At 61.6% G+C, this 15,641-nt stretch carries 14 protein-coding genes and 1 pseudogene; 4 read left to right on the forward strand and 11 right to left on the reverse strand.

Annotation, left to right across the window (positions count from 1 at the left end):
- Positions 1 to 37: 37 nt before the first annotated feature.
- Positions 38 to 859 carry an alpha/beta fold hydrolase gene (locus JI664_RS07680; protein WP_207013155.1) on the forward strand — a complete coding sequence of 274 codons (822 nt, stop codon included), beginning with the start codon at positions 38 to 40 and terminating at the stop codon, positions 857 to 859.
- A 230-nt stretch (positions 860 to 1,089) separates the two neighbouring features.
- On the forward strand, positions 1,090 to 2,748 hold the full coding sequence (locus tag JI664_RS07685) for an ABC transporter substrate-binding protein (protein WP_207013156.1): 1,659 nt from the start codon (positions 1,090 to 1,092) through the stop codon (positions 2,746 to 2,748).
- Positions 2,749 to 2,827: 79 nt separating this feature from the next.
- Here JI664_RS07685 and JI664_RS07690 read toward each other — a convergent pair whose 3' ends face one another.
- The 5 genes from JI664_RS07690 to JI664_RS07710 are packed head-to-tail and all read right to left on the reverse strand — an operon-like array spanning position 2,828 to position 7,670.
- Complete coding sequence (locus JI664_RS07690; protein WP_207013157.1) at positions 2,828 to 3,313, reverse strand: DUF2165 family protein; 486 nt, start codon at positions 3,311 to 3,313, stop codon at positions 2,828 to 2,830.
- 11 nt (positions 3,314 to 3,324) lie between these two features.
- Entirely contained in the window at positions 3,325 to 4,236 is a 912-nt protein-coding gene (locus JI664_RS07695; RefSeq protein ID WP_286173945.1) for a TauD/TfdA dioxygenase family protein, read from the reverse strand.
- Between the two features lies 1 nt (position 4,237).
- Positions 4,238 to 5,656 carry an FAD-binding oxidoreductase gene (locus JI664_RS07700; RefSeq protein ID WP_207013158.1) on the reverse strand — a complete coding sequence of 473 codons (1,419 nt, stop codon included), beginning with the start codon at positions 5,654 to 5,656 and terminating at the stop codon, positions 4,238 to 4,240.
- Positions 5,653 to 6,882, reverse strand: a complete 1,230-nt coding sequence (locus tag JI664_RS07705; protein WP_207013159.1) for an amidohydrolase family protein — start codon at positions 6,880 to 6,882, stop codon at positions 5,653 to 5,655. Before JI664_RS07705 ends, JI664_RS07700 begins: the two co-directional genes overlap by 4 nt.
- Positions 6,879 to 7,670: a creatininase family protein gene (locus JI664_RS07710; protein WP_207013160.1), complete on the reverse strand. Its 792-nt coding sequence runs from the start codon at positions 7,668 to 7,670 to the stop codon at positions 6,879 to 6,881. Before JI664_RS07710 ends, JI664_RS07705 begins: the two co-directional genes overlap by 4 nt.
- A gap of 356 nt (positions 7,671 to 8,026) precedes the next feature.
- Between JI664_RS07710 and JI664_RS07715 the strand changes: the two genes are divergently transcribed.
- Both JI664_RS07715 and JI664_RS07720 read left to right on the forward strand, forming a co-directional pair.
- Positions 8,027 to 8,503 carry a RidA family protein gene (locus JI664_RS07715; RefSeq protein ID WP_349768700.1) on the forward strand — a complete coding sequence of 159 codons (477 nt, stop codon included), beginning with the start codon at positions 8,027 to 8,029 and terminating at the stop codon, positions 8,501 to 8,503.
- Positions 8,504 to 8,730: 227 nt separating this feature from the next.
- Positions 8,731 to 9,606: pseudogene (locus JI664_RS07720) on the forward strand (IS5 family transposase).
- Positions 9,607 to 9,953: 347 nt separating this feature from the next.
- Here JI664_RS07720 and JI664_RS07725 read toward each other — a convergent pair.
- The 6 genes from JI664_RS07725 to JI664_RS07745 form a co-directional block, all read right to left on the reverse strand.
- The gene (locus JI664_RS07725; RefSeq protein WP_207013161.1) at positions 9,954 to 11,360 is read right to left on the reverse strand and encodes a multicopper oxidase family protein; all 1,407 of its coding nucleotides are present in this window, start codon (positions 11,358 to 11,360) and stop codon (positions 9,954 to 9,956) included.
- A gap of 211 nt (positions 11,361 to 11,571) precedes the next feature.
- Positions 11,572 to 11,859, reverse strand: coding sequence for a copper-binding protein (locus tag JI664_RS23930; protein WP_286173947.1), 288 nt, complete (start codon positions 11,857 to 11,859; stop codon positions 11,572 to 11,574).
- Positions 11,860 to 11,876: 17 nt separating this feature from the next.
- Positions 11,877 to 12,356 (reverse strand): cupredoxin domain-containing protein, encoded by a 480-nt coding sequence (locus JI664_RS23935; protein WP_286173948.1) that lies wholly within the window; start codon positions 12,354 to 12,356, stop codon positions 11,877 to 11,879.
- Positions 12,357 to 12,375: 19 nt separating this feature from the next.
- On the reverse strand, positions 12,376 to 13,728 hold the full coding sequence (locus JI664_RS07735) for a multicopper oxidase family protein (RefSeq protein ID WP_207013370.1): 1,353 nt from the start codon (positions 13,726 to 13,728) through the stop codon (positions 12,376 to 12,378).
- Positions 13,729 to 13,744: 16 nt separating this feature from the next.
- Positions 13,745 to 15,205 carry a TolC family protein gene (locus JI664_RS07740; protein ID WP_286173949.1) on the reverse strand — a complete coding sequence of 487 codons (1,461 nt, stop codon included), beginning with the start codon at positions 15,203 to 15,205 and terminating at the stop codon, positions 13,745 to 13,747.
- A complete protein-coding gene (locus tag JI664_RS07745) occupies positions 15,205 to 15,435 on the reverse strand; it encodes a hypothetical protein (protein WP_127110290.1) in 231 nt (76 codons plus the stop codon). The genes JI664_RS07740 and JI664_RS07745 overlap by 1 nt, the downstream gene beginning before the upstream one ends.
- Positions 15,436 to 15,641 lie beyond the last annotated feature (206 nt).

A 15,641-nucleotide genomic window follows, 5' to 3' on the forward strand; every position in this document is an offset into this window, starting at 1 on the left:
GGCGAGAGTGCCCAGCCTCAGGTAAGGCGCAACCACCGTGTCGCAAGTAAAGGCGAATGGGATCACCTTCGAGGTCGAGCGGCACGGAACGTCCGACGCACCGGCCCTGATCCTGATCCGCGGGTTGGGCTCGCAGCTGATCCAATGGCCGGCGCCGATGATCGCGAAATTCGTGGCGGCTGGGTTTCAGGTGGTCGCGTTCGACAACCGCGATGCGGGCCTGTCGCAGAAATGCGACGATCCGACGGACTATACTCTGGTGGACATGGCGCAGGATACCATCGGCCTGATGGATGCCCTCGGTCTGAGCCAGGCGCATGTGCTGGGCATGTCGATGGGCGGCTCAATCACGCTGATCCTGTCCCTGCGGTATCCCGACCGGATCTTGAGCGCGACGGTGGTCATGTCATCCAGCCGCGCCGCTCACCTGCCGCAGGCCAGCCCCGAGGTTCTTGTGGCCCTGCGGTCTGAACCGCCGAGTGCGCGCCGTCAGGATGTGATCGCCCATGGTTTGGCGGTCGACCGCTTGTGGCAAAGCCCGCGCTGGCCCTTCGACGAGGGCCAGCGTGCGGCCCTGATCGGGCGACTATGGGACCGATGCTATTGCCCGGAAGGTGCGGCACGGCAATACCGCGCCATGGTTGCGTCAGAATCGGCGCTGAAGCGGATCGAGGGGATTCGTATCCCGCTCCTTGTCGTTCACGGCACGCAGGACGCTCTTGTCCCAATTGAGCACGGCCGCGATATCGCCGCCCGTGTCCGTGGCGCGCGACTCGTGGAAATCGACGGGATGGGGCATGATCTGGGCGAAGAGGCCGCAGAAGTTGTGGCGCGTCATACCCTGAACTTTCTCCGATGAGCGCCAGGGCAGCACGCGTGCCCAGAGAATAGACGCGCACCGCCCCGCGCCATCGCTGCGCCAAAGACGCCCTGCTTTTCGGTTCCAAACACGGCCGATTTGACCCATACTGTGAATGACTCTGGCACAGTCTCAAAGGGCCAAGCTGTTCCCACCAGCGGGAGCGAATGCTTGCATTTGACACCGAGCGCAATCGCACTGCGCTCAAGCCAGGGAGGGTTTTCGCGCCCATGACCTATCATACCAAAGATGAACTGCCCGAACACGTTCGCGCCTCTGCCATCGCAGCGAAGCGATCAGGCGATGCCATGAGCCGCCGTGAATTCCTGGCAACGGCCAGCGTTTTCGGCGCGACCGCCGCCACGGCTTACGGGATGCTTGGACTCGCAGCGCCTGCGCGCGCTCAGGCCACGCCCCAGATGGGCGGGACGGCCCGTGTGCAGGGGGTTCTGCGCGGCATGCGGGATCCGCTGACCTTTGATTTCAATATGCTGGCGAATTTCGCGCGCGGCTGGCTGGAATACCTTGTGTTCTACAACAGCGACGGCACGTTCACGCCAATGCTTCTTGAAGGGTGGGATGTCACCGACGACGCCTCGCAATACACCCTTCGGGTGCGTCCCGGCGTAACCTGGAACAACGGTGACCCCTTCACCGCGCAGGATGTGGCCTTCAACATCCGCCGCATGTGCGACAGTTCGATCGAAGGCAATTCGCTGGCGCCACGCCTGAGTGCGCTGTCCGCTGATGGTCAGGTGCGTGACGGCGCCGTCGAGGTTGTCGATGACCTGACCGTAGTGCTTAACCTCTCGGCACCGGATATCGCGCTGATCGCCAATTTGTCTGACTATCAGGCCGCGATCGTGCATCCCAGTTTCGACGCCGCGACCATGCTTGAAGATCCGATAGGAACCGGTCCTTACCTGCCGTCGGTCTACGATGTCGGCGTACGGGGCGAACTGGTGCGCAACACCGATCACACCTGGTGGAACGAGGGCAACGGCGCCTGGCTTGACCGGATCGAGTTCATCGACCTGGGCGAGGAACCGGTCACCTGGGTTGCCGCTGCGGAATCCGATGAAATCGATTATGTCTATGCGTTGGAAAGCGACTTTGTCGACGTGTTCGGCGCGTTTGCAGGCTGGCGGGTCGAGACGGTTGCAACTGCGGGGACGATCGTCATTCGCCCCAACCAGTTGGCCGAGGTGAACGGCATCCGCCCCTATGCCGACGCGCGGGTTCGGCGCGCGCTGGCGATGGCGGTGGACAACGGTATCATCCTCGAATTGGGCATGGCGGGGCAGGGGGTCGCTGCGGTGAACACCCATGTTGCGCCCGCCCATCCCGAATACACGCCGATGCCCGCACCCGTTCGAGATCCCGCAGCCGCGCGGGCGCTGCTGGAAGAAGCCGGCATGGCTGATTTCGAGCACGAGCTGATCTCTCTGGACGTCGGCTTTATGAACGACAGTGCGAATGCGTGCGCGGCACAGTTGCGCGATGCCGGAATTCCGGTGAGCAGGACGGTTATCCCGTCATCGACCTTCTGGAACAACTGGAGCAGCTACCCGTTCTCGACGACGATCTGGAACCATCGGCCGCTGGCGGTACAGACCTTTGCGGTTGCTTATGTTTCGGGCGGGGTGTGGAACGAGACGGGTATCCACAACGAAGAAATGGATGCGATCATCGCCGAGGCGCTGACCACGCCCGGCGTCGAGGAACGCCGCGCACTGATGTTGCGTGCTCAGCAGATCATGCAAGACGAAGGCATCATCATCCAGCCATACTGGCGCTCGCTCTACAACGCGCAAAAGACCGGGCTGCGGGGCGGTGAGATCCATGTCGCCCAGGTCATCGACCCGCGCGTGCTGTACTGGGAAGCCTGACCGCGCTGACGAGTTGAGAGAGCAGACAGGGCCGCCAGCGCGGCCCCGTTTTTCATTTGGCGGTCTGGGGGTCCGCGCGTCACTGCATCAGGACGAGCAGAACAAAAAAGCCCCAATACATCAGCATGAAGTGGTTGGATTGCGCCCATTGATGGCAATACCAATAGGCGAAATAGTTACCGCCGGTCACGAAGCTGCCCCAGATCAGCGTGAACACAGTCGCCGACACAATCGCGATTCCGGTTGCCAGTCCAGCGTCCACTGCACCGACCGCGGCCAGGACCAACAAGCCCGCCGACACCAGCAGCGCAATCGCGGCGACTGTTTCGGCCAGCCGGATTGCGTGGAACATGATATGTATCAGACGCGGGTCGTCGATTCTGCGATCCGCAAGCAGGGCATAGTCTTCGGGATATTCCTGCGCCATAAGGTCGAAACGGACGACCATTGCCACCGAGTCCTCATTCAGCTTTGGCCGACGCCAGTTATCGGCCACCGCGACCGCCATCCAGACCCCAAGGCTTGCGACCAGCGCCGCATCGACCAAGAGCAACAAGCTCTGCATGCTGCTCTCCTTCAGGCGGGTTCGGTTGTGATGCGCAAACTCGGCAACCCGTCGCTTGGCTTGACGCTGGAACAGATGCTGGACAGCTTGCGCGGCTGCTCGTAGGGCCAGGGCGTCCCTCGGTGCAGGACTGCACGCTGATCCCACAGCAACACATCTCCCGCTGACCAGTGATGCGCATAGACGTAGCGAGGCTGGGTGCAGAACGCCGTCAGCTCGTCCAGCAGGACGGCGCTTTCGGCCTCGTCATAGCCGTCGATCAGGAAGGAATGGCTGGCAATATAGAGCGCTTCGCGCCTGTTCACGGGATTTTTCCACACCGCGTTCCAATGCGTATCCGGCCATTTGTTGAACATCGGCAGCTTTGCCAGCTCCTCGGAAATCTTTTTGCGCGAATGACTGAAGCGATGCCAGATGCCCCGCCCCTGGACACGCGCCTTCAGATCGGCCGGCATTTCCGCCCAAGCGGCGCGGGTCGAGGCCAGTTCCGTCGCACCGCCAGTCGTGGTGACAATGCGGCCGACGAGGATATTCACCAGCGATGGAACCGGCATGAACGTGCTGTCCGCGTGCCAGAGAAAGTTCGACTTCAAATTCAGGGTCTTGAGATCCATTTCCCCACTGGTCGACCCGTCTTCCAACACGTTTGAAACCTCAGGGATCTTGAAAGCCTCGCCCGGTTTGCGCGCATCGGCTTCGCGGTCCTCGACCGGACCGAACAGCTGCGCAAGCTCGAGATGCTTTTCGGGTGTCAGGTCCTGACCGCGGAACAGCAGTGCCGAGTGCTCTTCGAAAAGCGCCCGGAGTTCGGGAAAAAGCGACCCCGCGCTCACGGTCGTCAGGTTCAGGCCCGTCACTTCCACGCCGAAGGTCGGATTCAGCGGGACCAGGTCAAACTGTGTCATTGGCGTTTCTCCAGACAAGTCATTCAGGGTTGGTCGAGCGCTGCAAGGCCTCGATCTTGTCGGCGGAAAGGTGGCGCACCTTTTCCCAGACCAGCGACTTTCCGGGGTTCAGGAGACCCTTGGGATCAAGTCGCTTTTTCCAGGCTAGATGGCGATAGTCGGGCTGCATGTGGTTACCCTCGATCACGTTGACGTGCGCGTCATAGACCGTGAAGCCATAGGCCTCGTAGGTCGTGTTGATCTCGGCGAGGCGTTCGGCGCTCCTGAACCAGATGATCGGCAGATCAGCGCAATAGATCTGGCCACCCGCGCGCGTGAACTCGTGATGCGACCAGACGTCATCGCCCAGTGCTGCGCGAATGGCTGTGATCGCGCCGGTGTCGGCAGGATCGGGCACGCCGATCTGCTGGTAGGTTGCGGACCGGTCGCTTTTGAGCACCTGCAACGTGGTGTGGTTGTAAGCAAATTCGAAGACATGCGGCAGCTTGGCCGCCTGACGTTCGGTTTCGTCCATGGCGAGGTGAACGGTGCCGCCATGCTCGGCCATCAGGTCGCGAAAGGCGTCAAGCTGTTCACGCGGCACAAGCGAGACCAACAGGTGTTGGCCCTTGGGCACATGATGGTCGAGGCGCGGAAAGTATCCGGCGATGCGGGCATCCACGACCGAGCACAGCTTGCGCGCGATCTGCACATCCGGCGCAGAGGCCAGCGCATAACCGGCGGCGTAGGCATCGGCATAGGACGCAAACCCTGCCATGCAGCCAACCCAGTTGCGCGTCGGCACGGTTCGCAAGGTGACCTCGGTGATCGCGCCGTTCAGGCCCCAGGCGTGATGGATGCTCAGGCTTTCCTCGGCGTCAAAGACATGTTCGTGCGGCGTGGCTTCGACGGACAGGGCCTTGATCTGGATGATGTTGCCCTTTTCGCGCAAGGGCCCGTTGGCGATCGAGCCGATCCCGGCCGAGCCCCCGGCGACGAAACCGCCGACCGTGGCGATATCCTGCGTCGACGGAAACATCGCCATCTCCCAACCGTGGGGGACCAGCGCCGCGTTGATGTCGGCCATCAGCGCGCCGGCCTCGACGCGGACAAAGCCCTCGCCAATCTCCAGAATCCGGTTCATCGCCGTGGTTTCGACGATCAGCCCGCCGTTCAGCGGGACGGCCTGACCGTAGTTGCCCGTGCCACCGCCGCGCAGCACGACCGGCACATCGTTTCGATAGGCGACGGCCAGGCACTGCGCCATCTCCTTGCGTGTCGCGGGCTTGGCGACGAGGTCGCCGAAGCGCGTCCGCAGCTGAGCGTTGAGAATGGGGGAATACCAGAAGAAATCGCGGCTGCGCTTTTTCACCAGAACCGGCTGGTCGATGACCTCGACCGGTGCGAGTTGCGCTGCGATTGCCGACCAGGCGGCGTCGGTGGCGTGGGCCTGGGTCATGAAATCGGCTCCAATACATCGGTGACAGGCCGCATCGGGGCGCCCGACAGCAGCTCGGACGTTGAGCTGGCCTGGAAAAGGACAAGGTCCTGCAGCGCAGTCCCGTCGACATGAACAGGGGCGAGGCCCAAGGCCGACAGGGCCTGCGAGGTGATCATCGGCAGATGGTCCCCGAAGGGTGGGTCAAGATGGGCGGCAAGGACGGCCAGCGACAGACTATGCCGGGGGTCGTGGCGACCGATCGGGGAAAAGGCATCCCGCACATTGTCCGCGCCCAGCACGACGTTTACACCCGCTGCGCGAAGCTCGTGGACCCGGGTCAAGCCCCGCCGGTCCGGCGTGCCTGCAGTGCGTCCCTGAAGGTAAAGATTGGTCTGCGGCAGCGTCACCACAGCTATGCCGGCGCGCGCCAGCTTGTCGGCGATGCGGGCCACGTCGTGGCTGGGCAAATTGGCCAAGGCGCAGGCATGGCCGCACAGAACCGGCCCTTCGAAACCTATGTGCAGTGCCGCATCGGCAATCCGTTCCAAGCCGTCAAGACCCGGTGCAAGGCCCTCGTCGACGTGAAAATCGAGGGCGATGCCGAGTTTGCCGGCTTCACGAAACATGTTGCGAATCCCGGCATCGCGATCCGGCTGGTCGAATACAAAGGCACCCATCACGCCGCCGTCGCGCGCAATGCGCCTTGCGCAGGCCGCCGCGTAGCCCGGCTCGGCCATCTGGCTGATCCCGCACAGGGCCGAACGCTGCACGACCAGACCGCAATCCTTGGTCAGATCGCCGAGAACCTCCCAGGCCAGCGGAACCGCGCCGGGGTCCAGGCTGTCGCCCCAGTCGACATGGCTTCGCACGGTGCCGCAGCCAGCATTGCGCAATTCCATCAACCCGCGCGCGGCTCGGGTGCGCAGATCCGCCTCGGTCCAGTGTGCCTTGTCGTGGCGCTGGGCTTCAATTGCGGCGGCCAGATCGCCACCGACAGTCCCCAGCCGGTCTATGGTATGACACTTGTCCAGATGCACATGCGGATCGCAGAATCGAGGCAAGATCATCGACTGGACGGGCGCTTCAGACGCGACCAATTCAACCGCGCGTCCACGCTCAACCAGCAGATCGCCCGTCAGACAGTCAGCATCCACCAGTCCGCCAAAGCGCTGCGGTTCCGCGATCAGGCTGCGCGGCACGCGGACACCCGGCAGGCGGCAGTTCAGGGCATTGCGCGGTATCATGCCGGCGGCCTTCGATGATCGAACGTGGCGAATGCCGCAAGGAACCGCGCAAAGCCACGGGCTGAACTGTCCACCAAAGCCCCACCGGCCGTTGCGCTGGCAGCCGCGGCATTGCCGCAGGCCCCATCGGGGTGCAGATCCTGCGCCAGCCAACCCGGTTGCATCGGTTTTCCGGCAAGACCGATCTGCGGGAAGGCAACTTGCCACGCGTCCAGCGCCGACCGGAAATTCCGTGCGCGGTCCATCGCAACATCGTCAGGCGCGATGGCCAGCATGACGGATGTTTCGCTTTCACCGGCGTGTATGTCATGCGCCAGCGCGTCGGCGTCCCACCCCGTCCAGTCGGCCAGCCCGCTCCAGCTGCCCAGCACGACGATCAGGTTGTGGTCGCGGCGCAGCGCCCGCGCCGCCACCTGCAGCAAGGCAGCGTTGCCGCCATGACCGTTGAAAAGCACCAGCCTGTTGACCCCGGCGCGCGCAACGCACGACCCGATATCCTTGAGAGCCGACAGAAGGCTGTCGCCGGACAGAGAAAGCGTGCCCGGAAAGTCCAGATGCTCATCGCTTTTCGTAATGCTCAGCGTTGGCAAGACGAGCACGGATTGCTCTGGCATCAGATGGGTGAGCATGCGCGCCGTGACAGCCCCGATAATGTCAGTATCCACCGAGAGGGGCAGGTGGGGGCCGTGCTGTTCCGTGGCGCCCAGCGGCAGCACCGCAATGGTGTCCTCGGGCAAATCCAGAAAGGTGGGGGCGGGCATCTTGGCCCAATATCCTTGTGTGCTCATGCCGAGTCTCCTGAACGGTCAGATGGATCCCGTGCACGCCCAAGGGCTACGGCATGACCATCACCGTTCGCGTAGATGACTTCAGAATAGGCAACGAGGGTATCGATGACAGCGGGTGCGGGTTGACCACGCAGTTCAGCGACCATCCAAGCCTTTGCGGGCGTGGTCAAAAACGGCTTGGTCTCAAGCGGTTGGGAAAAATGATGCACGAAGGCGACTGTATCCGACCAGCCGTCACAACAGGGATTCGACCTGTTTTCGCCGCAACGCACACATAGCAATACGTCCGCCATACCCCGTCCTCTTACGGTGTGTCAGCGGCCCTCAATCGATCTGTGCCAGAGAATGACGAAAGGGTGTCAAAACTTCCGGTCTATGACAAGGTGTTTTTGGCGCTTTGTGAGAAGGGACACGAAATGAAGGAATTAACCCCCGAAAGCTTGCGGCCGCCTTTCGCCGCCTATGCCCATGGGACAGAGATCCCGGCGGGCTGGCGTCTGGTGCGGACGTCGGGGCAGCTGGGTATTTCGGTTGATGATTCGATCCCCGAAAGCGCCTATGAGCAGGCACGGATCTGCTTCGGCAATATCGTCGAGATCCTTCGCGCCGCTGACATGGGCCCGTCCGATGTCGCCCATGTTTCGGCCTATGTTACGGACCGCGAGCACATGGCGGGCTACATGCGCGCGCGCGATGAATTCGCCGCAGGCAGCGGACGACTCCCGAGCTCTACGCTTTTGATTGTCTCGGGCTTCACACGTCCGGAATTCAAGGTAGAGGTTGAGGTTTGGGGGGCGGCACCCCCTGATCGTTTTGGGAAGAATGAGGCGTAGACCTTGACTGTCGCTGCACCGAGCATCCCTTTTTCAAGCTGAATTTTTGATGTGCGCGCACCAAGTCTCGGGGTTCTGGCATCGGCGCAGCGAGATGGATGCCTGAGAAAAGCCGATCATGTGAAAACGATCTGGCACTGTCTGGATATGCGCTTTGAAGTCTAGGCTCAGGACCCATTGATTTCAGGGGAAGGGCATGATTCACCGCGTAGAAACTGAGCGGTGATATGTCTGATCTCTTCTGGCTGAGCGATGCGCAGATGGCGCGGCTGGAGCCCGACTTCCCAAAGTCCCACGGCAAGCCGCGTGTTGACGACCGGCGAGTTCTGAGCGGGATTATCTTCATAAACCGCAATGGGTTGCGGTGGCGGGATGCACCGAAGACGTATGGTCCGCACAAGACACTCTACAACCGATGGAAGCGTTGGAGTGATAAAGGCATCTGCGCACAGATGTTGGCCGGGCTGGCGGCAGGGCACGGCGAGAAGAAGACGGTGATGATCGAAGTGAGCAGGCGAACGCCTTGCGTTCGAGTGAGCTTGCGCAAGTATTTGAAGGCCCACCGAACGGCGTCCAGTCTGGGCGTCAAAAAGGGGGGCGCGGTCGCCTGATCCCTTGCCCGGCAGGGCATTGCGCAGCAATGTCCCGAGAGGGGGCGAACCAAGGGCGGCATGAACACGAAACGGCACGCCATCTGCGACAGCAAAGGCCGCCCGATCACCTTCTTCGTCTCCGCAGGGCAGGTTAGCGATTACATCGGCGCGCGGGCACTGCTCAGCAGCCTGCCGAACGTCGATTGGCTGCTCGGCGACCGGGGCTACGACGCTGACTGGTTTCGAGAAGCCTTGCAAGACAAAGGTATACGCGCCTGCATTCCTGGCCGGACGCAACGCAACTCCCCGATCAAATACGACAAGCGCCGCTACAAACGGCGCAACCGCCCCTCTCGTGACACTGCTACGCAATGCACTGCCGGGCAGCGATACGAGATCATGTTCGGCAGGCTCAAGGACTGGAGGCGTGTTGCAACCAGATACGACCGATGCCCGAAGGTCTTCCTCTCAGCCATCGCTCTCGCCGCTATCGTCATCTATTGGCTATGAGTCCTGAGCTTAATCGTGGCGAAATCTTTGCGCTTTCAAAGGCTTGTTCTGTAAGTAACTGAAAAGAAATAGTATTGGAATTCGCCGCAGTGCGGCTCATAACCTGAAGGTCACAGGTTCAAATCCTGTCCCCGCAACCAAAATCATCAAATATATCAGAACGTTAGAACCCGACGCAAACCGTCGGGATTTTGGCGTTCCGGTTTACATCAACGCCACATCAACACTGACGCATAAAAACCGCACCAGCGCGCATAAGCGGGCAGCGACATGCAGCCACGTACAAAAAAGCGTGACCCGAAGTTGCCCAGACCCAGTGACCGCGATGCCCGCTTATTGCTTTGCATCTAGGTTACTGTGAATTGCCCCATCATACCGGCGTCTTCATGTTCCAGGATATGGCAGTGAAACATGAATGGCGTCTCGGCGCTGGCCGGTTGGTCAAAGCGGGCGAGGATCTCTGCCTCGCCGGGAACCAACAAAGTATCTTTCCAGCCGGTGTTTTCAGGGAGCGGGGGGCCGCCGTTCTCGGTGACCACCTGGAAGCGGACACCGTGGACATGGAACGGGTGCGCGACCATGGAACTGCGGATGTGCCAGCGTTCAACCGATCCGAGGGCGACCTCAAAATCGATCCGGCGCATGTCGTAGGGGCGCCCGTTGATGGCAAATCCGCCGCCCATCATCATGCCGCCCATGCCCATGTCGAGCGAGACTTGTCGTGTTGTGACTTCGGCTCCGATAAGGTCTTCTAGAATTCCGTCCAGGCGTTCGGGCAGGCGTGTGATGCGCGAGGGCAGGGTGCCATCTGTGGCGAATTGCAGGACGCCATACGCTTGCCCCGGATCGCTCATCAACACGGGCGCCGGGCCAGCCGAGAAATCGACCAGGATCTCTGCCCGCTCGCCGGGCGCAAGCCGCAGGGTCTCAATTGCTATTGGCGCGGGCAAGAAGCCAGCATCGGTTGCCACCAGATGCATTGGCCGTGTGTCGTCGAAGAACAGCGTGTAGATGCGCGCGTTCGACCCGTTGAGCAGTCGAAGCCGGACGATTCCCTCTGGCACGACTGCCGTTGCCCCGGACTGACCATTGATCAGCATTCGGTTGCCAAGAAAGCCGTGCATCACGTCCATCATCGACGGTTCATAGACCATGCGCCCAGCGCGGTCGAAGCGGCGATCTTGTAGAACCAGCGTCAGATCATCCACACCGTAGCCTGACGGCAGGCCGCGCGCATCGTCTTGCCCGTCAGTCACGTGGATTACCCCGGCCAGCCCGAAATACACCTGCTCGGCTGTCCGCTCATGGATATGCGAGTGATACCAGAGTGTTGCTGGGTCTTGTGCGATGTTCAGAGGGGGCCGCCACGTCGCGCCTGGGTCAATGGGCTGGTGCGGGCCGCCGTCATGTGAGCCGGGCGCGAGCAAGCCGTGCCAATGAGTGCTGACGGGTTCTGCGATGGCATTGGTCACTTCGGTGGCCAGTTCGCCATTTTGCATCACAATGGTTGGTCCAAGATAGGACTGATTGAAGCCTGCGGTGACCACCGCAGGACCGTCGCCAAAACTGGTCCGGCCGGGCTGTGCTTGCAACGCCAGCCGACCCGTCGCGCGCGTGTCGAGTATCGGTGGTATTGCGAGCCGCTGCGCTGACGTGCCGGTTTGCGCAAAGGCATTGCGAGCGGATGCCAGAGGCAGGATCCCAGCCCCGGCCAGGATTGAAGCAGATGAAGTCAGGAATTGGCGTCGGTTCATTTTGATCTTTCCTAGAGCATTCTTGCGCGCTTTGCCTCGGTTCTGGCAAGCGAGAGCAAGCACTTAGGCCGCCGAGACTAGTATGCGGCATATGAGTTCGTTTTGTTTGTTCATAATCAAAGGGAAGCTATGTTTTTGGGCCAAACCGATGCAGGCACCTTGGCACCGCCAGTTGCGCATTCACAACTGGCGGTGGTCGTTGTTCTGAAAATTACTCGTTGCGCAATTGCACAACAGTCAGACGACCGTTGACGCGGCCGGGGACAAACTGGATGGCTTGGCCAACGGTCAGGCCGTCAATCATCGTCGGTTCAGCAAGGCGGAACACCATGGTCATGGCCTCCATATCGAGGTCCACCAGGGGATCATGAGCGATGGTTAGGCGCCCGCGGTCGGTGTCGATGGCCTCGATTACGCCATTTACAAAGGTCTCGGCAAAGCTGGGCATTGCGAATGCTGCAAAAGCGACGGCGAGGGTCAGGGTTTTGGTCAGTGTCATGTGCTTTTCTCCAAGGTTCAGTTGACGGTCAGCGGGCCGTGCATGCCTGCATCCATGTGGCCGGGGATCAGGCAGGCATATTGAAACGTGCCCGCCTGGCTGAAGGTCCAGATCAGCTCGCCGGTTTCACCGGGCGCGAGGGTCAGCGCGTTCGGGTCGGAATGGCGCATGTCTGGCTGGTTCATCATCAGTTCGGCGTGGTCCATGATTTCCTCGGTCGTGTCGAACACGATTTCATGGTCCAGATAGCCGGTATTGGTGACAACAAAGCGCACGGTTTCGCCGCGCGCAAAGCTCAGTTCGCTGGGGTCATAGGCCATGCCGCCGGCTTCCGGTTCGATCATCGAAATCTCGATGGTGCGCGTGACATCGGCCGCCTGACCGGGCCGACCGATTTCCATGTCATTGTCATGGGAATCTGAGTGCGTACCCGAGGCGAACGCCGTGCTTGCCGAGAGCAGCAGGGCGCAGATGGCTGTGGTGAGTTTCTGTGTCATGGTTTTTCCTTTGTTGACGTCAGAGATTGGTCGCGCGTGTCGGGCGCGGCGTGAGGGTCGTTCTTGGGTCGGTGTTGCGGGTGACGTCTGGCATATCGCCAGTCCATTCGGCGGCCTGCGTTCCGGGCGGGTTTTCATACCAACCGGGGTCGCTGTAGTCGTCGGGCTCAATGTCCGGACGCACTTTGACCACCGAGAACATGCCACCCATCTCAATCGCACCATGCGGTCCCCAGCCGGTCATCATCGGCGTGGTGTTGGCAGGCAGGGGCATCTCCATCTCACCCATCTCGGCCATGCCATCCGAGCCCATCGGCATGAAGCTGCGTTGGTGGCGACGGATGAGTTGCGTGGCGCGCGATTGATCCGCGCCGATCAGCGTTGGAATGTCGTGCCCCATCGCGTTCATCGTGTGGTGCGACTTGTGGCAATGGATCGCCCAGTCACCGGGATGGATGGCGTCGAATTCATAGGCCCGCATTGCACCGACCGGGATGTCGATGGAGACCTCGGGCCAGCGCGCTGCGGGGGGAACCCAGCCACCATCAGTGCCCGTGACTTCAAAGTCATAGCCATGCATGTGGATTGGATGGTTGGTCATGGTCAGGTTGCCGACCCGCACGCGCACCCGGTCGCCCTGGCGCACGACCAAAGGGTCAATGTCGGGGAAAATGCGACTGTTCCAGCACCATATATTGAAGTCTGTCATCGTCATGACGCGCGGCACATGCGCGCCGGGGTTCAGGTCGAAGGCGTTGAGCAGGAACGCGAAATCGCGATCTACGGGCATGAATGCCGGATCGCGCGGGTGCACGATGAACAGCCCCATCATGCCCATCGCCATTTGCACCATCTCATCGGCGTGCGGGTGATACATGAAGGTGCCGGACTTGGTCAGGTCGAACTCGTAGACAAAGGTTTTGCCGGGCGGAATGCCGGGGTGCGACAATCCGCTGACGCCGTCCATGCCAGACGGCAGGATCAACCCGTGCCAATGCACCGAGGTGTGTTCGGGCAAGCGGTTGGTGACAAAGATGCGCACTCTGTCGCCTTCGACGGCCTCAATCGTGGGGCCAGTTGACGAGCCGTTATACCCCCAAAGCCGGGCGACGGTGTCCTCAGAGAGTTCGCGCTCGACAGGTTCGGCGATCAAATGGAACTCTTTGACATTGTCCTTCATGCGAAATGGCAAGGACCAGCCGTTCAGCGTGACCACGGGGTTATAGTCACGGCCTTGATTGGGGCGCGGTGGCACCTGCGTATGGCTGCTGACGGCCAGCGGGGCCTCGGGGATCTGTTGGTTCGAGGTTTGTGCCCAGGCACCTGTCGCAACAAGCGAGGCCCCGGCACCCAGAATTTGACGTCTATTCATCGGCCTATCCTTCCTATCAATGTCCACCGCCGCCGCCAGCAACCGAAGCAGTCGCGCTGCCTCCGCCACCAGAGCCGCCGTCGCCACCGCCATAAATCGCCCCCATCATGGCCGCTTCGGCGCGCCAGAAATCGGCGCGCGCACCGGATTCCATCAGGCCGGCGTTCAGCGCCTCACGCGTGTCGGCAAGCAGTTCGAATGTTGTTGTGATCATGCCGTTGTAACTGAGCAGTGCCTCGGCCTCGATCGTGCGGCGCAGCGGCAGCAAGGTATCGCGGTAGTGAGTCGCGATGCGGTGCGCGCCGACGTATTCCGCGTGGGCCGCGCGTGCTTCCGAGCGTACCGTGACGGCGCGCTCCGCCAGTTGGTGCGCGGCGCGGAGGTATGCCGTTTCGGCACGCCGCATCCGGGCTTCGCCGCTGTCAAAGATCGGAATGGCGAACTCGATTTCAAGCTGCGGGGTGGTGGAAGTCTCAATCACACCTCCGGCATTTTCGCGCTCGGTTTCGAACCCGGCGATGATCTCCAGATCACTGACGATCCGGGTGGCTTGGGTCAAGTTGTGTTCACGCGCGACAGCTTCCAGTTCAAGCCGCGCAATTGCCAGATCTACCCGGCCCGCCAAAGCTTCGGCTTCAACACCGCGCTGCGCGCTGGGTGCGCGTGGCAAGGCGGGCAAGGCGTTGGGCACAAAGTAATCGACCTCGGTGCCCCAAAGTCCCAGGGCACGTGTCAGCCGTTCCTTGGCCAGTTGTGCGTCCAACCGCGCCCGGGCGCGCTGCCCCGCCAACTCTGCGTGCAAGGCTTGTTCGCGGGCCTGATCCGACCGGTTCAAGAACCCAGTTTCGCCCAGCCGCGCTGCCAACTCTGACGCAGCATCGGCGGTGGATTCTGCATCGCGCAACAGCCCGGCGGTCTCAAACGCGGCGACGGCGTCAATCCAGGCCGTGCGCGCTTCAAGACCGACAGCCAAGGTCGCTTCAGCGGCGCGCAATTGCGCTTGGCGAAACCGAACGTCTGCAACCCGGTCGCGACGCCCGGAAGTGGCCAGCGACAAGATGTTGTTGGCGATAATCCCTTCAATTGCGCGCCACGCCCCGACGCCCTCAGCCCCGATGCCTAGAACGCCGAGCGAGACCACCGGGTTTGGCTGCAATGTGGACTGCCAGATCTCGGCCGAGGTCATGCCCAGTTCGGCGTAAGACGCTTGCAGGCCCCGATTGTTCAGAAGCGCAACTTGCACCGCTTGGTCTGCCGTAATGGTGCGTTCATGCACCATTCCATGAACGCGTTCGGCAGTCTGGCGGATCTGATCGGCATCCTGCAGCCAAACGGTGTCTTGGCGCATGACTGTCTCGGTGACACTTCTTACCTCTTCAAAGCCGGGTTCACGGGCGGACAACGCCGCGGTCAGGTCTGGATTGGCGCAGGCAGACAAAGTCAGTGCCGCGCTCAAACTCATCACAATCGGGCGCATCATCGGCTCTGCGCCCCGCCCGGTGCCTGAAGGTCGTTCAGCCGTTGCCAATCGCCGGGTCTGACAACCGGACGCGGCGTGAAGTTGGTCAAAAGCGCGGGCATCGTGGCCGCACTACGCGAGATAGCGGGATCGGCGGCTGTGGTCAGCGCAGCGCCATCAGGCAGTGCGGCTGGTGCTGCACAGGCAGCCAGCGCCAGCGGCAATGCCGCCAGTAGGTGAATTTTCATGGAATGTCCTGAATCGTATCAAACCGATACGGACCAGCATCAGCTAGTCCGCGCGACGAGACAGATCAGGCTTTGGGTGGTCGACGCAGTGACCCGTCATCATGCGATGGCAGGTGCAGATCTTGAAGGTCAGCGCGAGGAGCGCGTGACAATGAAAGCGCGTTTGCGTGGTCAGCAAAAACCGGCAACAGAACGACTGCTGCACA

The sequence above is a fragment of the Rhodobacter sp. NTK016B genome (assembly GCF_017303295.1).
In the GTDB taxonomy this organism is placed as follows: domain Bacteria; phylum Pseudomonadota; class Alphaproteobacteria; order Rhodobacterales; family Rhodobacteraceae; genus Pararhodobacter.